Origin of the sequence: Polyangium fumosum, from assembly GCF_005144585.1 — a bacterium.
In the GTDB taxonomy this organism is placed as follows: domain Bacteria; phylum Myxococcota_A; class Polyangia; order Polyangiales; family Polyangiaceae; genus Polyangium; species Polyangium fumosum.
On record NZ_SSMQ01000068.1, the window covers coordinates 1 to 21,300 of the forward strand.

A 21,300-nucleotide genomic window follows, 5' to 3' on the forward strand; every position below is an offset into this window, starting at 1 on the left:
CGCATGCCCGAACTCCTCCTGTGCCCACGCTTCCGCCGACGAGGCCACCTCTGCATCCAACATCTCCCTCGCTAAATGTCGTCAGAGGGGGGGAATGTACCGATCGGAGATGGAACCAATGCTCAGGGCACAGCCTGGACCGAGGGTTGAAAAACTGCGCCCCGCGCAGTTTTTCAAACGGGCCTACGAAGAACCCAGGTTGCCAGCAGAACCCGCAGCGCGGCTGTCTCGGTGGGCAACGTCGCTACTGGTCTTGACCGGGCCTGTTCGATGAGCTGCGCCCCGCGCAGATCATCGAGCTTGGGTCCAGCCCCTGGCTGGTCCAGGTGCAGGGGCGGACAGCCCCTGCTGGGGCCTGGGGCAAAGCCCCAGCGAAGCGACTTCATGATGAGACCAATGCTCAGCCCCTGGTCGGGTCCGGGGTGAAACCCCGGCGCTGCGCCCGAAAGAGGGGACTCGTGCGGGCCTGCCCGCATTTTCGACGCCCTGGACGGTCCAAAATGCGCTACACAGTGTCGAACTTTCGACACGTGGGCTGGGCTGCCCGCCGGGTGACTTTTCATGCTTCGTTACCGAGCGGACCTCCGAACGTTGTGCTTCGTGGCGATCTACTTCGCGCTGGTCGCCGTGCAGTGGGTCTACGCGCCGAGCGCGCTCTGGCTCGCGATCCCGCTGCTCGCGGTGACGTGTGTGTTCTCGTTCCTCGGCGCCGTGGCCACGCACAACACCGTACATTCCCCCGTGTTCAAGAAGCGCTGGGTGAACCGCGCCTTCCAGGTCGTGCTCACGTTGACCTACGGCCATCCCGTCAGCGCCTTCGTGCCGGGCCACAACCTGAGCCACCACAAGCACACGCAGACGCGGCGCGACGTGATGCGCACGACGAAGGTGCGGTATCGCTGGAACCTGCTGAACGGCCTGCTCTTCATGCCGACCGTGGGCAGGGACGTCTTCCTCGCCGACATGCGGTACTTCAAGGCGATGTACCGCCAGAACCCGCCTTGGTTCCGGCAGATGATCCTCGAAGCGACGGTCTTCCTCGGCACGATGGGCGTCCTCCTCGCGCTCGATTGGAAGAAATTCCTGATCTACGTGATCATCCCGCACCAGTATGCGGCCTGGGGCATCATCTCGATGAATTACCTCCAGCACGACGGATGTGATCAGGAGAGCGAATACAACCATTCGCGGAATTTCCTCGGCAAGTTCGTCAATTTCATGGCCTACAACAACGGCTACCACACGATCCACCACATGGAGCCGGGCCTGCACTGGAGCCTCTTGCCCGCGGAGCACGCGAAGCGGGTCGCGCCGTTCATCCACCCGGAGCTCGATCAGCCCTCGATGCTCGGGTATCTCTTCCGCACCTTCCTCTGGCCCGCCAAGCGCCGCATGTACGATGGGAGGCCCGTCGAGATTCCGGCCGAGGGCCCCGACGAGGAGTGGATCCCGCCGCCGCGCGAGGTCCGACACGACCTCGGCGCGATCGCCATGTAGCGTCCCGAGCCCGCCCGGGTAGCATGGCGACATGCGCCCTCTTTGCCTCGCTTTTCTTCCCGCCCTCACGATCCCGTTCCTGACCATTGGCTGCGGTAGCTCCCCGCTCGAGGAGGCCACGCGCGGTTATGACGTCGATCGATACGAGCTCGACGGCGTGTTCGATTGGAATACGCGCAAGCTCGACGCGACCGTCTCCGTGACGCTCACGCTCACGGAGGATACGCCTGCGATCGCCCTCGACAGCCGCGTCGCCGTGAAGGCCGTTCGTATCGCCGGCGTGGAGGATCTCGATTACGAGGTCGACGCGCAGAGCGGCGTGCTCGCCATCTCGCTGGAGGACGCGCCCAGCGCCAGCAAGGGACGAACGGTCGAGATCGAGATCGATTACGAGGCCGGCACGAGCGACAACCTGTATGCCATCTCCACGCGGCTCGGGGATCCCGTCGTCGGCCGAGCCGTCTTCACGGACTCCGAGCCGCTCGGCACGTCGTGGTGGATGCCCTGCACGAACGATCCGAGCGACCGCGCGACGTTCTCCGTCGCCTTGAAGGTCCCGGCCCAAGAGCAGCTCATCGCCAATGGCCGGCTCGTGCTCGATGCCGAGGAGGGGACGGGCGCGCACCGCGTGAAATACGAGACCTCCTGGACGCTGCCGACCTATCAAATGGCGTTCGCCGTGAGCCAGTTCGAGGTGGCCAAGTCCCAGACGAAGACCGGCTTGCCCGTCGAGGTCTGGCACCGCCGCGGGCTCCCCGGCAGCCACGCCGACATGGCGAAGGCGCTCGCTGGCATGATCGATCGGCTCGAGCCGCTCGTCGGGCCCTATCCGTTCGAGCGATACGCCCTCGTGCTCGTGCCCTCGTTCCCCGGCGGAGGCATGGAGAACGCGGGCATCTCGTTCCAGCGCGAGACGATCAGCACGGAGCCCGCGATCGCCGGTGATTTTTACCTCGCCGCGCACGAACTCGCGCATCAATGGTTCGGCGACCTCGTCACGATCGAGACCTGGGACGACGTCTGGATCAAGGAGGGAATGGCGAACCAGCTCGAATACGAGGCCGGGCGCGCGTTCACGGACGCGAGCGCGGAGGGGTCGCTGCACGGGGATCAATTCTACCCCGAGGACGGGGTGCCCATCCGCGATCCCTCCCTCGCGCCGGCCGACAAATACACGTCGGGCCCCTACGGCCGCGCGGCCTGGCTGCACGCGCAGATCCGGGGGTTGGCGGGGGACGAGGTGTATTTCGAGACGCTGCGAAAGGTCCTCGACGCGCACAGGTTCGGCACGATCGGGACCGACGCGTTCGTCGACGCATTTGCCGAGGCGCTCGGGCCCGAGGCGACGGCACGGGTGCGGCGCGCGATCGACGCGAGAGCGATGCCGCGGATCGAGCTTCAAGCGGAGCCCAACGCCGCCTTCGCGATCGGGCTCGACGATCCCGACGGGGCGCTCGTCGCGCCGCTCGTGGTGCGCTGGTATGGCGCGGAGGGATCGGCCGAGGAAGTCTCGCTGCTCGGCGGCGCGCGGGCCGTGATTCCGGCCGCGGCGACGGACGTCTTGCTCGTCGTGGATCCGGACGACGTGCACCCGGATTTCGAGGTCACGGGGGATGATGTGAACACGGCCGCATGGCTCTCGGCGCGCGTGCCGCTCTCGGCGAACGGAAAAACCGTGCTCGCGGGGCTCGGCGGGGCGGCGCAGATGAATGCGCTCCGCGTGGCTGGCGCGTCGGGCGCGGCGATGATCACGCCCGCCGAGATCACGGGGCTCCTCGGCGAACTCGACGCGGACGGGGCGAAGGCGCTCGCATTGCAGCTCGGCTGCGGGCTCGCGGCGAGCACGGAGGATCCAGCGGAGCGAGAGGCCTGGGCGGTGGCCCTCGCGCCGCTCGTCGAAGCGGGCCCGCCCTCGTTCGGGCTCGGGTGGATCGGCACGGGGCTCGGCGCGTGCAGCGACGTCGTGCCGGTGGATGAGCTCTTCAGCGCGGAATGGGTGAAGCTCGAAGCGGGCCTCCCGGCCGCGGACGTAGCCTTCACGCGGCTCCAGTACCTCGCGTCGTTGCGGCTCCAAGACGATCACGAGCTCGCCACGTTCGGCGTGGTGGCCACGAAGGCGCCCTCGCTCCGGGCGCGTCGCATCGCCCTCGATCACCTGGCGCGGCGCGCGCGCGACGTGACCTCGGCCTCGTGGGTGACGTTTTACCTCGACCTGCTCCGCGCGACGCGGACCGCGGAGACCTTGTCGTCGGCGATGAACGGGGCCTCGTGGGCGGTCTTCAACACGGCCACGGGCATCAGCGACTTCGTGGTCGTGCTGCGCGACCTCCTGCACGACGAAGCGACGCGGCCGGTGCACGCGCGGGCGATCTGCATCGGGGTGCGGATGCTCGCCGACGATCCGGCCGCGACGACCGCGTTCCTCGGCGATCTTGCGGATGCGCCGCTCTCGGAGCCGGCGCGGGCGCTCCTGAAAACGCCGGACGCGTGCTTCTGATCAGATCTCGAAACGCTCGCCCTCGTGCGTGCACACGATGGGCGAGTGTTCCGGATCGTGAAAATCCGGGTAATGAATGAGCCGCATGCGGCGCTTCACGTCCTCCGGCAGCCCCACGAGCGAGGCGAGCGGCGTGTGGACGCCGAGGTTCGTCTCGTGGAAAAAGAGGTCCGCCTCGGCGAGCCAGTCGATCAGCGTGGGATCAAACGCAGTGTCGGCGCTGTACCCGAAGCGAGCCCCGCCCGCGGAAAATCGAAGCGCCGACGTGGGAATGTGGTGGATCGTCGGCCGCCATTCGAGGTCGAGATCCCCGATGGAGTTCGTCCCGGCGCCGAGCGGCGACACGTCCGCGTAATCGTCCAGGGTGAGCGACGTGCGGGTTCCGTCGGGCGACATGAGGGTATCCATTCCGCCCCGGAGACGCGTCTCCCAGAGCCCCGCGAGCACCTCGGGCGCCGCGTGCAGCGCGACGCGTTTCCCCGTGACGAACCGCCGAAAAAAGAGGAGCTGCTCGAGCCCCCCCACGTGATCGCCGTGCAGGTGCGTGATGACCACGTGATCGATGTCGGCGAGCCCGATCGGAGGGCCCCCGCGCGCGCCGAGATCGCCGAGCGCCCGCCCGAGCGCGGGCGGCGCGTCGACGAGGATCCGCGTCGCGCCGGCCTCGACGAGGAAGCTTGCATTGAAATGACGCGTGGTGAAAGCATCCCCCACGCCGACGACACGCACGACGAGCGAGCTCACGACAGCCTCCCGTCGTGCGGCGTCGTTCCTTGGTTTCCGGGCTGAGACATGGCCATGGCGCGCCCCGATGGTGCCCCATCACGGCGAGCCGAGCCAGCGGCCTCTACCCGTCTCGCGCGAGGGGAGCGACGGGCGCCGCTCCCCCGCGAGCGATTGCGGTCAATGGGTGCCGCGCGCCTCACCACCCTTGCGCCCAATCTGCGCCATGTGGGCCCGATCGCTCGACACGGCCTCGCCGCCCTTGCGGCCGATCTGCGCCATGTGCTCGCGGTCCTGGCTCACGCGTTCGCCGCCCTTGCGGCCGATCTCGGCCATGTGCTTGCGGTTCTGGCTGACGACCTCGCCGCCCTTCTTGCCCGCCTGGCGCGCCTCGTCGGGCGTGAATTCGTGGGCCGTGCCCTTTTCGTGCGCGGCTTTGCCACCCTTGCTCGCGATGGCGCGCTGCTTGTCGCGCTCCATGGCCGCGAAGCCTCGCTGTGAGGCGGGCTTGCGATCGGTCGCCGGCCCGAGGTCGCTCGAAGAGACCGGCCCCTCGTGCTCCTCCGCCTGCTCGGCGGCTTCTGCCGCGCGAACCTGCGACGTCTCCGCCTGCTGCATGTCCTCGGCCTCGCCGCTGTTCCTCGCGGTCTCGTGCTGGTCCTTCTCGATCATGTGCCCCTCCTTGTGACGCCCCGCTCGATGCTCCAGCCGGGCGCCGTGTTGCTTCGCGGATTGCTGTTGGGCCGCGCGAAATGACGTCAAGCTGCGCTCGGTAGCGCGTGTTCCTGATGCCGTGAGAAATGGTCGCGGAGCGAGCGATCTCGTGCACGCCGGCCCGAACCGTTCGCATGCTCGTGTTTTGCCCCGACGAACGGGGGCGCTCGAGCATGGGAGAATCGGGCCGGACAGACGACTTCATCGGGTTTGGCAGAGCCTCATTCTCGATGCTGCAAAGCGCGCGATCGCTCGCTCGCTTTCGGCGAGCGGACGAACACGGCGCCTCATGGAAAGGTCTGTCCCGTCCTTGCCCGAGCGAGCGCGCGATGGCGTGCGGGCAAGGAGGTGCACACCCCTCCGGCGCATACGCTCGCCAATCAAAGAAGAGACCACGCGGCTTCGCCACGATGGACGCTCCTCGGAATCGAGCGGGCGCGACGGCAATCTTCGATGCACGAGCCCGCCCATCGGCTTGCAAAAGCACGAGGGAAGCGGCCGCCCTCGACCGTGGGGTTTTTCGCAACAGATCAAGTGCGTTACGCCAAACCCCTCCTGCATTGCGCCAGAGAGGCCGGGTTTTTCGGCGATCCCACGTAAGGCGAGGGCCTTACCTACACGAGCGGGCGAAGGCGAAGCTTTGTGGGCCAAAGCGAGGGTGTGGATGTCCGCGGGGCGCCGTCGGCCGTCGAGGACTGCCCCTCGCGGCTGGAATCGCTCCGTCGGCGGCGCGAAGATGTGGACCCGGGGGCGCCGATGTCGGTCCCGGGAGGAGGCGCAGGCCCCCCGGCGCTCCGCGGGTACCCGGTACGCGCGGGCGGGCGGCGTGGGCCTTGGGGGCCCACGGCGACGCAGAAACGGCGCAGGACGCGGTCGACGGTGGAGCGGCTGAGCCCGGTGGCCCTGGCGAGGGTGCGTCGGGACCAGCCGCGAGCGCCCTCGGGCGTAGGTTCGAGCGCGCGGCGGAGGAGCTCGTCGACACGTGCGTCCGAGATGCGTCGGGGGGCGCCGCGCCGGGGGCGGTCTTCCAGGCCCGGGAGCCGGTCGCGGACGAACCTGTCGCGCCAGCGCGTGACGACCCGCCGCCCGACGCCGACGTGCGTCGCGACGTACGCGACGTCATGGCCCGCGGCGCAAGCGAGCACGATCTTCGCACGCACCGCCTGCGTGTGTTCGTGCGTGTCCTTCTCGGTCGGGGCCCGGGCGCGCGTTTCGAGCACCAAACGTTCGTCGGGGGTCAATCCCATCGGCGGGTTCGCTCGTCCCATCGATGGTGAACATGTGCCCAGCCCCCGCCCGTTCTCACTCTTTGTGCAGGCGGCCGAGCGGGGCCCCGGCGAGGCCGGCGGGCGAGGTCAGAAGGTGCCGCGCAGGCCGACGCTGCCGAGGCCGATCAAGGGCTCGATGCTCGCCTTCGTGGGCGAGGCGGGCTTGGCCTTGGGCGCCGTCAAGAGGAGGACGACCCCTGCCGTGAGGCCGACGCCGCCCACGACGAACAGGGCGGTCGAGATCGCCGCCTTCGTGTCGATGCTGTCGCGGTAGTTCTTGTATCTGACAGGCGACTCGGGGGTGTCGTCGGTCTCGCTCTTGTTCGTGCAGGGGTTGTCGCCGTTCACCTCACGCTCGCAGAACGCTTTCATTTCGCTGCGCGTGGTGTAGGCGCTGATCAGCGCGCCGCCGCCGCCGATCGCGGCCGCGCCGCCGACGCCGAGGCTGATGTAGCCGAGGAGCCGCTGCGTGGCGCCGGGGGGCTTGGGCGGCGTGTCGGGGCTCCCGCCGGGGGGCGTGACGAGGTCGCCGCCGACGGGCTCGGTGCCGCTCTTCGGCTTGAGCTCCAGCACGGCGCGGGCGGCCTGCTTCTCGTCGATCTTGAGGTCGAGGGCGGCCGCGGACGCCGGCGTGTCGGCCTCGACGCGGTGCACGCCGGGGTTCAGCGGCGTCTTCACGCCGATGAGCGCGCGCGGAAATACCTTGCCGTCGAGCATGACGGTCGCGATCTCTGCGCCGGCGCCCTGCACGGTGAGCTCGATCGTGGGGATGCGCGGCGAGAGCGCGGCGAGCTCCTTGGTGGCCGTCTCCTGCGCGTCGCGGAAGGCCTCGGGCGCCTTGTCGTCGAGCTGCAGGATCGTGATCGAGCGGTACCGCTCCGCGGCCTCGACGAGGCGGCCGAGCTTCTCCAGCGTGCGCGCCGCGAGGAGTTTTACGGTGGGCGCGTTGACGAGCGCGTCGGCGCGGTCGAACTTCACGAGCGCGTCGGCGTATTTGCCCTGCTCGTAGAGGGCGTAGCCCTCGTCCGCGAGCGCGCGGGCGGCGATACGCACTTGATCGTCGATCGGCTGCGCCCACGCCGGCGAGGCGCAGAGAGCTGCGCCTACGAGCAGCGAGCCGATCCACTTCGACAACCGCATCGTTTCCCTCACGCTCCTTCGATCCGTCCGCGAACGGAAGTGCCCGTCGCCGTCAGATCCCCCAGTTGGGCTTCTTGGTCGTACCGGACTTCTTGGTCGTCGTCCCGCCCTTGTTGATCGGGTACCGCGTGGTCGTCGACGGCGCCGCGCTGGGCGTCGGCGCGGTGCTCGGGGTCGCCGCGGCAGGCTCGCTCGTGGGCGACACGGCAGACGAAGGTGACGGCAAAGGTGCAGGCTCAGGGGCCGCCGAAGCCGTCGTCGGCGCGGCGACCGACTCCGCTGGCGGAGGCGCCGCGGGGGACGCGGAGGGCGGCGAGGCCGACGGGTCTGTCGCGTCCGTCGTCGCGAACGGGCCTTTCGTCGAGAGGAGCACGCCCACGGTCGCAGCGCCGATCACGAGGGCCGCGATCGCACCCACGATCACGGCGGGGCGCGTCTTCTTTTGCGCGGGCTGGGCCGGCGCGACGGCCGAGACGAGCCCGCGGTGGGTCATCGTCGTCGGATCGGGCGTGCTCGTTTTGGCGAACGCCGACGGCTCGGGGCCCGGGGCCGAGACGCGCGCATGCGGCATCACGATGTTCGGCAGCGAGGGATGCGTCTGGCTGAGCTTCCAGACGCCCGATTGATCCGGGCAGAGGATCCAGCGCAGCGACTCGGCGAGCTCCTTCGCGGTCTGGAAGCGCTCGTTCGGCTCGCGCGAGCAGGCCTTGGCGAACCAATGGTCGAAGCCATCGGGGACGGGCGCGACGGCGGAGGGCACGGGCAAGGGGCGCGCGCAGATCTGCACGATGAGATCGCCGAGGGCCTCGCTGTCGAAGGGGCGGATGCCGGTCACGCACTCGTAGGCGATGACGCCGAGCGCCCAGAGATCGGCGCGTTGATCGATCGTCTTGTTCCCGAGCGCTTGCTCCGGGCTCATGTAGCAAGGCGTGCCGACGACCGAGCCGGTGCGCGTGGAGACGCCGCCCTGGCTGCCGAGCACGCCGCCGCCGATGGCCTTCGCGATGCCGAAGTCGAGGACCTTCGCGATCTCGTCCTCGTCGTTGCGCACGAGGAAGACGTTGCTCGGCTTGAGATCGCGGTGGACGATGCCGGCCTCGTGCGCCTTGCCCACGGCGCGCGCGATGTGCGTGATGATCGTGGTGGTCACCAGCGGCGGGAGCACCCGCACGCGCTCGATGCGCTGCTCGAGCGTCTCGCCCTCGAGCATCTCCATCGCGATGTAGGGAAGGGCTCCGTCGTAGCCGTGATCCTGGATCTGCACGACGTGCGGCGTGCGCAGCGCGGCAGCGGCCTTCGCCTCGCGGAAGAAGCGCTGGACGATCTCGCTGTTCTCGTTCGCACCGTTCGATCCGAGGAGATCGACGTCGATGAGCTTGATGGCGACGGGCGCGCCGAGCGTCACGTGCTCCGCGCGCCACACTTCGCCCATCGCTCCTTTTCCGAGGAGGCCGATCAGGCGATATTTCCCGGCAATCACGGCTCCGGGGCCCAAGCTACTCATGCTCGTCCCAGCTTACTCCAAGTCGTACCGAGCGTGGAAGGATCGTGCGCGCAGGAAAGTTACGATGCGGCGTGCGTGGGGCCGTCATGTGACCGTCACGAGCCCGTGCATTCACACGCGTGACTTAGAGCCATGGCCGCGGAATGGGGCCTTTCTGCGAGCTACTTCACCGTCAACCCGATTGCTTCGCGAAATCCTTCATGAAGCGAACGAGCGCCTCGACAGACGCGAGCTCCACGGCGTTGTAGAGCGAGACCCGGATGCCGCCGGTGACGCGATGGCCGGCGAGCCCGACCATACCTTGTTTCGCGGCCTCGGCGACGAACCGCTTCTCGAGCTCCTCGGTGGGGAGGCGGAAGACGACGTTCATCACGCTGCGGCTCTCGCGCTCGACCGGCGCGCGGTAAAACCCGGAGAGCTCGTCGAGCGTGCCGTAGAGCAAGCCCGCCTTCGCCCTGTTTTTCCGCTCGATCTCGGGCAAACCACCGAGCTCCTTGGCGACCGCGAGGACATTTCGCATGAGGTAAATCGCGAACGTCGGCGGCGTGTTGTAGAGCGAGTTGTTCTCGGCGTGTGTCCGGTACTGGAAGATCTTGGGGATGTCCTTGCGGCTGTTCTCGACGAGATCTTTGCGCGCGACGACGACCGTGACGCCCGAGGGGCCGATGTTCTTCTGCGCGCCGGCGTAAATCAGCGCGTACCGGCGGACGTCGATGGGGCGCCAGAGGAAATCGCTCGACATGTCCGCGACGAGGGGGACGTCGCCCGCGACCGGGACGTCGTGCCACTGCGTGCCGAAGAGCGTGTTGTTCGTGGTGATGTGCACGTACGCCGCGCTCGGATCGAGCGAGAGCTCGTTCTGCCGCGGGATCCGGGTGTACCGCTTGCCCTCGGCCGTCGTCGCAGCCACGCGGACCGTGCCGATCCGCCCCGCCTCTTCGTACGCCTTCTCGGACCAGCCGCCCGTGAGGACGTAATCGGCGCTTTTCCCGGGAGGCAGGAGGTTCAGCGGGACCATCGCGAACTGGTGGCTCGCGCCGCCCTGGAGGAAGAGTACGTGGTAGTCGTCGGGGATCGCGAGCAGCTCGCGGAAGAGCGAGAGGGCCTCGTCGTGCACGCCCTCGAACGCCTTGCCCCGGTGGCTGTGCTCGATGATCGACATGCCCGTGCCCTCGAAATCGAGCAGCTCGCGCTGGGCACGCTCGAGCGCGGCGAGGGGGAGCGCGGCAGGTCCGGCGTTGAAGTTGTGCACGCGAGCCATCGGTCGGGTCTCCTCTGCGATGCGGGCGCGAACGGCAGCGCGCCTCGTGGCGCGACCGTATAGCACGAGGGCGCCTCCTGGCGGAGCCGCGCGCGTGGTGCTCTACTCGCACCGGCGATGAAGAACGACGCGGCAGCCAGGACGACCCCGGGCGCGCTCGCGGAGGGCCCCCGCGAGCCGCGCCTCTTCGCCGAGTACCCAGCCCTCGCCCGCGTGGTGCCCTGGCTGCCGCTCGCAGCCGCACCCACGCCGGTCGAGCGCTGCACGGCGATCGCCGACTATCTCGGGCGCGACGACGTCTGGATGAAGCGCGACGACCTCGTGTCGTCGCTCTTCGGTGGCAACAAGGTCCGGCGCTTCGAGCACATCCTGGCCGACGCGAAGGAGCGCGGCGCGCGCGAGATCGTCACCGTGGGCGGCCTCGCCTCGACGCAGGTGACTGCGACGATCCTGTTCGGCCGCGCGCTCGGCTTCGACGTGACGAGCGTGCTCTTCGACCAGCCCATCACCTCGTTCGCGCGCCGTTCGTTGCTGGTGCAAGCTTCCGCCGGCGGGCGCCTGATCCACGGCGGCGGCTACGCCCGGACGGCGATCGTCACGGCGCGCGAGCTCGCGAGGGCGCGCAAGGCGTACTTCGTGCCGCCCGGCGCGTCGGGGCCGATGGCGAACCTCGGCTACGTCGGGGCCGCGTTCGAGCTCGCCGATCAGGTCGCGCGGGGCGAGATGCCACGGCCGGATCTGATCGTCCTGCCCGCAGGGAGCGGCGGTACGGTGGCGGCGCTCTCGCTCGGCATGATGCTGCTCGGCTGGCCGACGACGGTGATCGCCGCGCGGATCACCGAGCGCTTCGCCTGCAACCGCGTGACGCTCCGGCTCCTCGTCGAGGCCACGGCGCAGAAGCTCGCGCGTCACGCGGGATCACGCGTGCTGCGGCGGAACCTGCCGCCGCCGCGCTTCGAGGTCGATCACGGCGTCGCGGGGCGCGGCTACGGGCATCCGACGCCCGAGGCGATCGAGGCCGCGCCCGAGGTGACGCGGCTCCTCGGCGTGCCGGGCGAGATCACGTACAGCGGCAAGGCGCTCGTGGGCCTGCGCCGCGCGTGCGTGGCCCATCCGGGCAAGACGATTCTGCTTTGGAATACGCTCTCGGCCACGTGGCCGGAGCCTTCGATCGGGCCGGAGGTGTTGCCTCCGGCCTTTCATCGGGTGTTCGAAGGGGACGTCCCGATCTAGGGCGAGACCGGGGGCGGGACGGCGGGGCCGAAGCTCTGCTCGGCGATCTCGTCGTAGGTGAAGAGCGGAGTCTTGCCGGCCTCGTCCGAGTAGAGCGGCTTGACCACGCAGCCGCGCGCGCCGCACTGGTTGGACTCGCGGAAGGCCACGTCCGCGACCAGCCAGAAGCGGTTGCCGCCGGGCAGCTTCGCGCCGTCGACCGGGGTGAACGTGATCGGCGACTCGGGATCGTAGTAGCCCTTCGGCCCGAGCTCTGCCGAGAGCGCGCCGTCGCAGAAGATCTTGACCGTCGGGTGGACGTCGTAGGTCTTGGCGTCATTGCTGTAGTAGTGCACGCCGACGCGGAACCACTGGTTCTTCGGGGGGAAGTCGACGTTCGCGTTCTCCGGCGCGCAGAACTTGGAGGCGTTCGGGTCCGTGAGAGTCGGATCGCAGTCGATGTTGTCGAGGTCGAGCCGCGGGTTGTGGCAACCCATGCCGAGGGACTGCCATTTCTGGCCCACGCCGCGCGGCGCGAAGTAGCAGGTGTTTTTCTCGAAGACCGGGTCGAGGTACCAGGACACGGGGTCCGGCGGGTTCCCGTTCGCCGGGAACCAGGACGGCGCGTCGGACGAGTTGTCGTCGAAGTAGGAGAAGACGCAGTTCGACCACGTACAGTCCTGCGGCTCGCCCGAGATGGCCCAGGGCTGCGTGTTGTTCGGCTGGTGCAGGTGCAGATCGAGGTCGACGCCGTCGCCGCCGAGGTCGTGCTCCCACTCGAGCTCGACGCGCAAGCCCGGCGCGCCGACGAAGAGCGGATACGTGCACGTCGCGGTGCCGCCGCCGGCCACGCCCTTCGTGTACGTCACGGTGTACTCGCCCGACTGGAGCGGCTTGAAGTCGTCCGCGGGGGCCGAGCCGTTCACGCCGGGGCAGGGGTTCACGCCGTCGGGGCAGGTGACGGTCCACGTCTCGGAGCCCGGGAGCGCGTCGGCGCTGAAGTTCCCCGTGCCGTCCTTGAGGTTCACGTCGACGAACGGCGCCGTCGTCATCGGGTGGCACGCGCTCGTGTCGTTCAGGAAGCACAGGTCGGTCGCGTGGACACCCCCGTTGCAGGACGACCAGTAGCCGTTCTCGCTGCACTTCATGGTGCCGTCGAAGCAGCCGGGCGTGCCGCGGTAGGACGGATCGCCCTTGAAGCAGGGATGCGCCTGGCCCGCGGCGCAGGGGCAATCCTCGTCCGTCTCGCCGTCGCAGTCGTCGTCGGTGCCGAGGTGGTCGGGGTCGCAGAGCTCCGTGGGGCCGCATTGCGTGCCGCAGGGGTTCATCGGGACGTCGATCGGCGCGTCCGTTCCGCCGTCGTCGTTCGGGATGAAGATCCCGCCTTCGCCGCCCATCCCGCTCGAGGACGACGTGGGCATGCTGCCGCCGCCGCCGCCATGGGTTTCTCCGCCGGACCCGCCTTCACCGGGCTCGAACTTGTTGCCGGGGGACGTAGCCGCGCAGCCGGCGGCGATGGCAGCGCCGGTGGTGAGGCCCGCGAGCACATAAAAAAGCGGTTTCAAGGAGCGGCGACGGCGACGCATGGGACTCCTCCCGCCCCGGGCTGGGGCGTGATGGCTGAAGAAGGAAACGTACGTGCGAGGGAAGAGCGCCGCAGCCGGGATTCCGGGGGCGCGGCACAAAGCAGTGTAACGCGGCGAGGGCTACGTCGAGGGCTATTTGGCGCGCAGGCTCTCGACGAACTTCTCGAACGCGGGCTTCGCAGCGGTGACGGTCTTCTCGGGGCCCGTGAGCTTGAAGAAGGTCAGCGCTCCATCGGTCTCCACGATCGCGCCGAGCAGCGCCCAGCTCGGCTTCGGCCCGGCCGGCGCAGCGCCCGGCATGCCCATGCCGCCCGAGAACGTGCCGTGGATCTCGACGACCGTCACGGAGAGCTCCCCGACCTTGCGATCCTGTCGCGTGGTCGTGTCGTCCTTTCCGCGCTCGAACTGACCCGACCAGCGCTGCACGTTCTGATCGATCGTGCCGCCGGCCTGCGAGACGCTCATCTCGGCGTCCTCGGAGTCTCCCTCGGCCCGCGGGATCTTGAAGGTCGCCTTGCGCATCGGGCTCGGGTTCTCGGCCTTCTGCCAGCCCTCGGGGACGTCGTACGCGACGTCGGTCGGGCCTTTCCGCTGCGGCGCGGCTGCGCCCGGGCTCGCGCTGCCCGCGGGCGCCGCGGGGGCGGGGCGCGCCTTGTCCGGCGCGCCGCTCGGGGGAGGCTCGGGCGTCTTCTCACAGGCCGAGAGGGCGAGGATCGCGACAGGCGCGAGCAGAGCAGCGAGGAGTCGGTTTCGCGTTGCCATGGTGGCTAGTAGCCCTCCGTCTTGCAGATGATCTCGTTCATGATCTCGCGCGTGCCGCCGCCGATCGGGTAGAGCCGCGCGTCGCGGTAGAGGCGCTCGACGAGCGTCTCGCGCATGTAGCCGTGGCCGCCGAAGATCTGCACGGCCTCGTCGCAGACGAACGAGCAAGCGTCCGTCGCGGTGTTCTTCGCCATCGCGGCGAGCCCCGTGACCATGTCGCCGCGCAGGTAGCGCGCGACGACGTCGTTCATGAGGGCGCGCGCCGCCGCGATCCGCGTCGCCATGTTCGCGAGCTTGTGGCGAAGCACCTGAAAGCCCATGATCGGCTTGCCGAAGGCGCGCCGCTCGCGCGCGTAGCGCACGGCCTCGTCGTACGCGAGCGAGGCGATCGCCACGCAGTTGCCGGCGAGGAGCAGGCGCTCGACGGCGAAGTTCGTCATGATCGGGATGAACCCGGCGTTCTCCTCGCCGATGAGGTTGTCCCGCGGAACGCGGCAGCCGTCGAAGACGAGCTCGGCCGTGTCCGAGGCCCACCAGCCCATCTTCGCGAGCTTCTTGCCCACGGAAAAACCGGGCATCCCGCGCTCGATCACGAGCAGCGAGATCCCGCCGTGCCCTTCGCCGCCCGTGCGCACGGCGGTCGTCACGAAGTCGGCGCGGCACCCCGAGGTGATGAACGTCTTGGCGCCCGTGACGACGTAATGATCGCCGTCCTTGATCGCGCGCGTCGCGAGCGAGGCGACGTCGCTGCCGCCGCCGGGCTCGGTGATCGCGAGCGCCGCGATCTTCTCGCCCGCGAGCACGGGCGGGAGGAACCGCTGCTTCTGCGCGTCGGTGCCGAAGTTCAGGATCGGCGGGAGCGCGATCGCGTGGCTGCCCAGGCCGACGGCGGTGCCCACGGACGTGCCGGCGGTGATCATCTCCTCGGTCGCGGCGATCGCGTGCGAGAGATCCCCGCCGGATCCGCCGTAGGCCTCGGGATACCCGATGCCGAGCAAGCCGGCGCGGCTGGCCTTCTCGTAGAGTTCGCGGGGGAACTCGTTTGCCTCCTCCCAGGCATGGGCGAAGGGCGCGATCTCGCGGCTCGCGAAGCGGCGGATCTCGTCCCGCAGCCGGGCGTGCTCAGGGGTCTCGTGGAGCGAGGGCAGGGATGTCACGGGGTACCGTCCGTTCCGGTCGACACGAGCGAACTCGTGCCTAGCGCATGCGGAATGTCGCGGGGCGGAGGGCGGGGGTCGAGGCAGGGAATTTCAGGCTCCGGACCGGGGCCTTGTCAACCGCCTCAACCACCTCCACCAGGCGCAGGGGCCGGCGCAGCGGCGGGCTGCCTGGCAGGCGCCGCCGGAGCAGGCGGGGGCGCGGGAGCCGCCGCGGGTTCAGCCTTGATGGTGATCTCGTCGGGCCGCGTCAGGGACGAACACGCCGTCGCCGAGAGCGAAAGGATCACGACCCCGAGGGCCGTGATGGATCGTCGGGTGAGCACGGGGAGACGTTAGCACCCGACGCGCCTCGGGATCCATCCCCTGCCGCGACGCACCCCGCTCGTGCTACCAAGGAGAGCGCATGGATCCCGCCTTTCGCCGCGCCTACAACGCAGCCTTCGGACCCAACACCTACGCGGACTACCTCGATCGCCTGGAGCGCAGGGTCGGCTCGAAGATCCCCTTCCGCGTGGCCGAGACGCCGCTCTTCTTGCCCGAGGGGCTGCGCGCGTATCTCGCGAAATCCGCGACCGAGATCGTGCAGCAGATCTCGCGGCCGAACGTGATCGAGACGATGAAGCGCGCGATCCCCGCGCACCTCGACGCGCCGGGGATGGACCCCTTGCCGAACTGCGTGCAGGTCGACTTCGCGATCGTGCGCGGGCCGAGCGGAGAGCTCGAAGGGCGCGTGGTCGAGCTGCAGGCCTTCCCCTCGCTCTACGCGCTCATGGTGCTGCAGAGCGAGGTCATGGCCGACGTGATGCGCACGATGCCGGGGCTCGATCGAAAATGGTCGATCTTCTTCGGCGGGCTCGATCGCGACGCGTTCGTCGCGCGGCTGCGCAAGGCCGTGCTCGCGGACGAGGATCCGGCGAACGTCGTGCTGCTCGACATCGATCCGCCGAACCAGAAGACCTACCCGGACTTCCTCGCGACGAAGGAGCTCGTCGGCGTCGACGCCGTCTGCCCGACCGCGCTCGTGCGCGAGGGGCGGAGGCTCTTCCGCAAGGTGAACGGCAAGCTCGTGCAGGTGCGCCGCATCTACAACCGCGTGGTCTTCGACGAGCTCGAGGCGCGCAAGATCGAGCTCCCGTTCCGCTACACCGAGGAGCTCGACATCACGTGGTGCTCGCACCCGAACTGGTACTGGACGTGGTCGAAGTACACGCTGCCGTACATCGATCACCCGGCTGTGCCCCGCGCGCGGTACCTCTCGGAGCTCGAGGAGATCCCGCACGATCTCGAGCGCTACGTGCTGAAGCCGCTCTTCTCGTTCGCGGGCGCGGGCGTGAAGGTGGATCCGACGAAGGAAGACATCGCGGCGATCCCGGCGTCGGATCGGCACGGCTGGCTCTTGCAGGAGAAGATCCAGTACGAGCCCGCGCTGCCGATGCCCGACGGCTCGGGTGTGAAGGGCGAGGTGCGGATGATGTTCCTGCGCGCGCCCGACGAGCCCGCGCCCCAGCTCGTGCTGAACCTCGTGCGGCTCTCGCGCGGCAAGATGCTCGGCGTCGATCAGAACAAAGATCTCACCTGGGTCGGCGGCACGGTCGGGCTCTGGCCCGTCGACTGATCCGACTCAGAACGGCCAGACGAGCCGGTACGGCAGGGCCAGGCGCCACGCGCCGAGCAGGAGCGCGATCGTGGCCCCGAGCAGCCCCGCCTGGAGCCACGGCCGCGGCGAAGGCCGGGTCCTGCGTACGACGAGCGCCGCGCCGAGGCCCACCACCACGCCCGCGACAAACCCGAAGAAATGCGCGCCGAGATCGGATTGCGGGCTCGCGCCGAGCGCGCCGAGGAGCGCGAGTCCGCCGACGATTGGCGCCGCGATCTCCTGCATCGTGCGCTTGCGCCCCGCCGCGTGATCCCGGTCGAGCGCGAGCTGCGTGGCCGCGAGCAGCCCGATCGCCCCAAAGACCGCCGTCGACGCGCCGATCGAGCGATGCACGTCGTGGCCCATCGTGTGATACGCGACCGCGTTCGCGACGTTGCCGAGCGTTCCCGCCGTGAGGATCGCGAGCGCCGCGCCGCCCGGGCCGAGCCTGCGTTGCACGGCCGACGCGAAGATCGCGCCCGAAATGACGTTGCCGATCACGTGCGACGAGTCCGCGTGCAGCGTGAGCGCCGTCAGCGCGCGCCAAGGCTCCGCGCCGAGGACGAGGTTGCTCTCGGCGCGGCCGCGCTGGAACCAGAACGAGTTGTGCGCGACGGGACCCGTGACCACGAAAAACAGGGCGAGCGCGGCAAAGAGGAGCGGCGCGATGATCGAGGGCGCGTGCCGCGGCCGCTCGCGGACCTTTTGCGGCGGCCAATCCCGGTTCTCGGCCTCGTACCGATCGATCGAGCTCGACGCGTGATCGTAATCCTCGTCCCGCACGACGAGGACCCAGCCCCGGAACGTCCAGCGCATCATGTGCCAGACCGACATCGACTGCAGGACGAGCGACCAGTCCCGCGCCTTGCGCTCGTGCACCGGGCCGATGGCCGTGAGGCCCGGGAGCGGGTCGACCGGCACGAGCCCCCCTGGCGCCGGGGGCGACGCGGCTCCCGTGACCCCCGCGAAAGGCGAGGAGAGGGAGGGGAGGGACGAAGCCTGCGCCGGAACAGCTCTCTCGCCTGAATGGTCGTCGTTGTCGTTCACGGTTCGGGGAACGTGCGGACGAGCATGAGAGCTGTCAACACGGCCCGGCTTTCCGTCACCTCCGAAAGTCCCCTTGTGGACGGCGCGGGCGCGTGGCACGGCAGGAACGTGTCCACCGCCATCACGAACGGAATCCGCGTCTACGTCACGACCGTGTACGTGCCGTCGCAATCCATGCCGAGCGCGAGGCGTTACGTATTCGCCTACACGGTGCGCATCTCGAACGAGAGCAGCGAGACCGCGCAGCTCCGCACCCGGCACTGGATCATCACCGACGGAAACGGAAAGGTCGAAGAAGTCCGAGGCCCCGGCGTCGTCGGCAAGCAGCCGACCCTCCGGCCCGGAGAGCACTTCGAGTACACGAGCGGCTGTGTGCTCGAGACGCCGCGTGGCTCGATGCGCGGCACCTACCAGATGTACCCCGAGCGCGGCGGGCCCGCGTTCGACGCCGAGATCGCAGAGTTCACGCTCGCGATGCCGTATTCGCTGAACTGAAACGAACACGGGGGCTCCTCCCGTGGGAAGAGCCCCCGCTTCGTTCGCCCGCGCCGGTTCGCGTCAGGCCTGGGCCGTGGCTTCGGTCTCCTTCGGCGGCTCGGCCTTCTTCTCGTCGGCCGGCGGCTCGTTCGGGAGGAACGAGAACGAGAGCGCGTCGTCCTTCAGGTCGACCACGGCCTTTCCGCCGTGCTCGAGCTCGCCGAAGAGGATCTCGTCGCCGAGCCGAGGCTTGAGCTCGCGTTCGATGACACGACCGAGCGGGCGCGCGCCAAAGGCCGGATCGTAGCCCTTCTTCGCGAGGTAATCGCGCGCCGCGTCGGTGACCTGGATGGTCACGCCCTTGTCGCCCACGAGCGCTTCGATCTCGCGGATGAACTTGTCGACGATGCTGCCCATGACGCTCGGATCGAGCGGCTTGAACATGATGCGCGCGTCGAGGCGGTTCCTGAACTCCGGGCTGAACACGTTCTTGAAGGCGCGATCGTCGTCGCCCACGTTGCCGCGCTCGCCGAAGCCGAGGCGCGTCTGCGTGAGCTCCCGGGCGCCGACGTTGCTCGTCATGATGAGCACGACGTGCCGGAAGGAGCTCTTCTTGCCGTTGTTGTCCGTGAGCGTGCCGTGGTCCATGACCTGCAGGAGCACCTGGAAGATGTCCGGGTGCGCCTTCTCGATCTCGTCGAGCAGGAGCACGGCGTGTGGCGTCTTCGCGATCGCCTCGGTGAGCAGGCCGCCGCGATCGAAGCCGACGTAGCCGGGCGGCGCGCCGATGAGGCGCGAGACCGTGTGCCGCTCCTGGTACTCGCTCATGTCGAAGCGGAGGAACTCGATCCCCATGACCTTCGCGAGCTGCTTGGCGAGCTCGGTCTTGCCGACGCCCGTCGGGCCCGTGAAGAGGAACGAGCCGATCGGCTTCTCCGGCGAACGCAGGCCCGCGCGCGAGAGCTTGATGGCGCTCGCGAGCTGCGAGACGGCCTCGGCCTGGCCGAAGACCACGCCTTCGAGCTCCTTCTGCAGATCCTTGAGCTGCGCGCGATCCGAGGTCGAGACCTGGCGCGGCGGGATCTGCGCCATCTTCGCGACGACGATCTCGATGTCGGAGACGTCGACCGTGTAGCCCTCGCCGTGGGCGAGGCGCGCCGCGGCGCCGGCCTCGTCGAGCAGATCGATCGCCTTGTCGGGCAAGCGCCGATCCCGGAGGTAGCGGTCGCTGAGCTTCGCGGCCGCTTCGAGCGCGGCGTCCGTGAAGCGGACCTTGTGGAACTCCTCGTAGTGCTTGCGCAGGCCTTCGAGGATCTGGCGCGTCTCGTCGACCGAGGGCTCGTTGATCTCGATGCGCTGGAAGCGACGCGCGAGGGCGCTGTCGCGCTCGAGGTGCCCGCGGTACTCCTGGAAGGTCGTCGCGCCGATGCAACGCAGGCGGCCGGAGGCGAGCGCGGGCTTGAGCAGGTTCGAGGCGTCCATCGTGCCTCCGCTCGCGGCGCCGGCGCCGATGATCGTGTGGATCTCGTCGATGAACAGGATCGCGCCCGGCTGCTTTTCGAGGGCCTTGAGCACGCCCTTCAGCCGGTTCTCGAAGTCGCCGCGGTAACGCGTGCCGGCGATGAGCGCGCCCATGTCGAGCGCGTAGATCGTCGCGCCCTTGATCGCCTGCGGGACGTCGCCCTTGACGATCTTCATGGCGAGGCCCTCGGCGATGGCGGTCTTGCCGACGCCGGCGTCGCCGATGAGCAAAGGGTTGTTCTTGCGGCGGCGCGCGAGGACCTGAATCGTGCGCTCGAGCTCGATCGTCCGGCCGACCAGCGGATCGATGCGCCCGCTCTCCGCTTCCTTGTTCAGGTTCACGGTGAACGAGGCGAGCGGATCGCGGCGGCTCTCGCGGCCTTCGCCCTCGGCCTCGGCGGCGTCCGCGCCCTCGGTCGCGTCCTCCGGGCCGATCTCGTCGTCCTCGCCTTCCTTCGCGATGCCGTGCGACAGGTAGTTCACCACGTCGAGGCGCTGCAGGTCGGACTCGCGGAGCATCTGCACCGCGGGCGACTCACGCTCGGAGAAGACCGCGACGAGGACGTTCGCGCCCTTGAGCTCCTTCTGGTTCGTGTTTTGGACGTGCACGGCCGCGCGGCCCACGACGTTCTGAAAGCCGAGCGAGACGACGGGCTCGGACTCGACGTGCTCGGGCAAGGCCTCGATCTCTTCTTCGAGGAAGCGCACCAGGAGCTTCTTCAGCTTCGATAGATCTCCGCCCGCCTTGCGGATCACGTTTGCCGTCTCCTCGTCGAACGTGAGCGCGTAGAGAAGGTGCTCGACGGTCACGTACTCGTGCCGTCGGCGGATGGCCTCGTGCGTGGCCAGCTTGAAGGCGATCTCGACCTCGGGGCTGATCTTCATGGTTCCTACTCGGGTTCGGCCGAAAGCCGGAGGGGCATGCCGTGTTGCCTCGCGAAGCTCTGCACCTGGGTGACCTTCGTCTCGGCGACATCCTTGGTGTAGACGCCCGCGACGCCGCTGCCCTTGTGGTGCACGCTGAGCATGATGTGTGTCGCTTCCGTGTCGGTCCTGTGAAAGAACTTCACGAGCACGAGAACGACGAACTCCATCGTCGTGTAGTTGTCGTTGTGGAGGAGGACCTTGTAGCGGCGGACCTTCTCGACCTTGCGCTTCTTCTGGGTCGCGAGATCGCCTTCGTGGTCCTCTCGTTCACGCGGATCGTTCGCCATACGTCTCGGGGGGCCGAACAGACTAGCAAGCCAGGGCCCGGCGCGCCGGTGGTCGCGCGCCGGGAATCGATATGCTCGGGG

The 21,300-nt window shown here is 68.9% G+C and carries 18 protein-coding genes; 5 read left to right on the top strand and 13 right to left on the bottom strand.

Features of this window, described 5'->3' with window-relative positions:
• Positions 1-561 precede the first annotated feature (561 nt).
• The gene (locus E8A74_RS41115; RefSeq protein WP_136934594.1) at positions 562-1,497 is read left to right on the top strand and encodes a fatty acid desaturase family protein; all 936 of its coding nucleotides are present in this window, start codon (positions 562-564) and stop codon (positions 1,495-1,497) included.
• 31 nt (positions 1,498-1,528) lie between these two features.
• Positions 1,529-3,994 (top strand): M1 family aminopeptidase, encoded by a 2,466-nt coding sequence (locus E8A74_RS41120; RefSeq protein ID WP_136934595.1) that lies wholly within the window; start codon positions 1,529-1,531, stop codon positions 3,992-3,994.
• Here E8A74_RS41120 and E8A74_RS41125 read toward each other — a convergent pair whose 3' ends face one another.
• From E8A74_RS41125 to serC, 6 genes are all read right to left on the bottom strand, one after another.
• Positions 3,995-4,738 (bottom strand): MBL fold metallo-hydrolase, encoded by a 744-nt coding sequence (locus E8A74_RS41125; RefSeq protein WP_170229764.1) that lies wholly within the window; start codon positions 4,736-4,738, stop codon positions 3,995-3,997.
• A gap of 159 nt (positions 4,739-4,897) precedes the next feature.
• A complete protein-coding gene (locus E8A74_RS55185; protein WP_232379972.1) occupies positions 4,898-5,389 on the bottom strand; it encodes a KGG domain-containing protein in 492 nt (163 codons plus the stop codon).
• A gap of 656 nt (positions 5,390-6,045) precedes the next feature.
• Entirely contained in the window at positions 6,046-6,699 is a 654-nt protein-coding gene (locus E8A74_RS56160; protein ID WP_136934597.1) for a helix-turn-helix domain-containing protein, read from the bottom strand.
• 87 nt (positions 6,700-6,786) lie between these two features.
• On the bottom strand, positions 6,787-7,839 hold the full coding sequence (locus tag E8A74_RS41140; protein ID WP_136934598.1) for a tetratricopeptide repeat protein: 1,053 nt from the start codon (positions 7,837-7,839) through the stop codon (positions 6,787-6,789).
• Positions 7,840-7,891: 52 nt separating this feature from the next.
• Complete coding sequence (locus tag E8A74_RS41145; RefSeq protein ID WP_136934599.1) at positions 7,892-9,343, bottom strand: serine/threonine-protein kinase; 1,452 nt, start codon at positions 9,341-9,343, stop codon at positions 7,892-7,894.
• A gap of 172 nt (positions 9,344-9,515) precedes the next feature.
• A complete protein-coding gene (gene serC / locus E8A74_RS41150; protein ID WP_136934600.1) occupies positions 9,516-10,604 on the bottom strand; it encodes a 3-phosphoserine/phosphohydroxythreonine transaminase in 1,089 nt (362 codons plus the stop codon).
• Between the two features lie 117 nt (positions 10,605-10,721).
• Between serC and E8A74_RS41155 the strand changes: the two genes are divergently transcribed.
• Positions 10,722-11,837, top strand: coding sequence for a 1-aminocyclopropane-1-carboxylate deaminase/D-cysteine desulfhydrase (locus E8A74_RS41155; RefSeq protein ID WP_136934601.1), 1,116 nt, complete (start codon positions 10,722-10,724; stop codon positions 11,835-11,837).
• Here E8A74_RS41155 and E8A74_RS41160 read toward each other — a convergent pair.
• From E8A74_RS41160 to E8A74_RS41175, 4 genes are all read right to left on the bottom strand, one after another.
• Positions 11,834-13,402 (bottom strand): hypothetical protein, encoded by a 1,569-nt coding sequence (locus E8A74_RS41160; protein ID WP_136934602.1) that lies wholly within the window; start codon positions 13,400-13,402, stop codon positions 11,834-11,836. The genes E8A74_RS41155 and E8A74_RS41160 overlap by 4 nt on opposite strands.
• A gap of 132 nt (positions 13,403-13,534) precedes the next feature.
• Entirely contained in the window at positions 13,535-14,164 is a 630-nt protein-coding gene (locus E8A74_RS41165; RefSeq protein WP_136934603.1) for a hypothetical protein, read from the bottom strand.
• 5 nt (positions 14,165-14,169) lie between these two features.
• Positions 14,170-15,321 (bottom strand): acyl-CoA dehydrogenase family protein, encoded by a 1,152-nt coding sequence (locus tag E8A74_RS41170; RefSeq protein WP_136934604.1) that lies wholly within the window; start codon positions 15,319-15,321, stop codon positions 14,170-14,172.
• A gap of 125 nt (positions 15,322-15,446) precedes the next feature.
• Complete coding sequence (locus E8A74_RS41175) at positions 15,447-15,647, bottom strand: hypothetical protein (protein ID WP_136934605.1); 201 nt, start codon at positions 15,645-15,647, stop codon at positions 15,447-15,449.
• An 80-nt stretch (positions 15,648-15,727) separates the two neighbouring features.
• On the opposite strand from E8A74_RS41175, the gene E8A74_RS41180 reads away from it, so the two are divergent.
• Complete coding sequence (locus E8A74_RS41180; protein WP_136934606.1) at positions 15,728-16,939, top strand: hypothetical protein; 1,212 nt, start codon at positions 15,728-15,730, stop codon at positions 16,937-16,939.
• A 6-nt stretch (positions 16,940-16,945) separates the two neighbouring features.
• Here E8A74_RS41180 and E8A74_RS41185 read toward each other — a convergent pair whose 3' ends face one another.
• The gene (locus E8A74_RS41185; protein WP_232379973.1) at positions 16,946-17,881 is read right to left on the bottom strand and encodes a rhomboid family intramembrane serine protease; all 936 of its coding nucleotides are present in this window, start codon (positions 17,879-17,881) and stop codon (positions 16,946-16,948) included.
• 234 nt (positions 17,882-18,115) lie between these two features.
• On the opposite strand from E8A74_RS41185, the gene apaG reads away from it, so the two are divergent.
• Positions 18,116-18,502: a Co2+/Mg2+ efflux protein ApaG gene (gene apaG / locus E8A74_RS41190; RefSeq protein ID WP_211365568.1), complete on the top strand. Its 387-nt coding sequence runs from the start codon at positions 18,116-18,118 to the stop codon at positions 18,500-18,502.
• Positions 18,503-18,565: 63 nt separating this feature from the next.
• Here apaG and clpA read toward each other — a convergent pair whose 3' ends face one another.
• Complete coding sequence (clpA, locus tag E8A74_RS41195; protein ID WP_136934608.1) at positions 18,566-20,890, bottom strand: ATP-dependent Clp protease ATP-binding subunit ClpA; 2,325 nt, start codon at positions 20,888-20,890, stop codon at positions 18,566-18,568.
• Positions 20,891-20,895: 5 nt separating this feature from the next.
• Entirely contained in the window at positions 20,896-21,219 is a 324-nt protein-coding gene (gene clpS / locus E8A74_RS41200; RefSeq protein ID WP_136934609.1) for an ATP-dependent Clp protease adapter ClpS, read from the bottom strand.
• Positions 21,220-21,300 lie beyond the last annotated feature (81 nt).

Coding starts and splice junctions, on each gene's coding strand:
- serC (WP_136934600.1), bottom strand. CDS start 10,604: ATGGCTCGCGTGCACAACTTCAACGCCGGACCTGCCGCGCTCCCCCTC.
- E8A74_RS55185 (WP_232379972.1), bottom strand. CDS start 5,389: ATGATCGAGAAGGACCAGCACGAGACCGCGAGGAACAGCGGCGAGGCC.
- clpS (WP_136934609.1), bottom strand. CDS start 21,219: ATGGCGAACGATCCGCGTGAACGAGAGGACCACGAAGGCGATCTCGCG.
- E8A74_RS56160 (WP_136934597.1), bottom strand. CDS start 6,699: ATGGGACGAGCGAACCCGCCGATGGGATTGACCCCCGACGAACGTTTG.
- E8A74_RS41140 (WP_136934598.1), bottom strand. CDS start 7,839: ATGCGGTTGTCGAAGTGGATCGGCTCGCTGCTCGTAGGCGCAGCTCTC.
- E8A74_RS41165 (WP_136934603.1), bottom strand. CDS start 14,164: ATGGCAACGCGAAACCGACTCCTCGCTGCTCTGCTCGCGCCTGTCGCG.
- E8A74_RS41120 (WP_136934595.1), top strand. CDS start 1,529: ATGCGCCCTCTTTGCCTCGCTTTTCTTCCCGCCCTCACGATCCCGTTC.
- E8A74_RS41155 (WP_136934601.1), top strand. CDS start 10,722: ATGAAGAACGACGCGGCAGCCAGGACGACCCCGGGCGCGCTCGCGGAG.
- E8A74_RS41180 (WP_136934606.1), top strand. CDS start 15,728: ATGGATCCCGCCTTTCGCCGCGCCTACAACGCAGCCTTCGGACCCAAC.
- clpA (WP_136934608.1), bottom strand. CDS start 20,890: ATGAAGATCAGCCCCGAGGTCGAGATCGCCTTCAAGCTGGCCACGCAC.
- E8A74_RS41160 (WP_136934602.1), bottom strand. CDS start 13,402: ATGCGTCGCCGTCGCCGCTCCTTGAAACCGCTTTTTTATGTGCTCGCG.
- E8A74_RS41145 (WP_136934599.1), bottom strand. CDS start 9,343: ATGAGTAGCTTGGGCCCCGGAGCCGTGATTGCCGGGAAATATCGCCTG.
- E8A74_RS41115 (WP_136934594.1), top strand. CDS start 562: ATGCTTCGTTACCGAGCGGACCTCCGAACGTTGTGCTTCGTGGCGATC.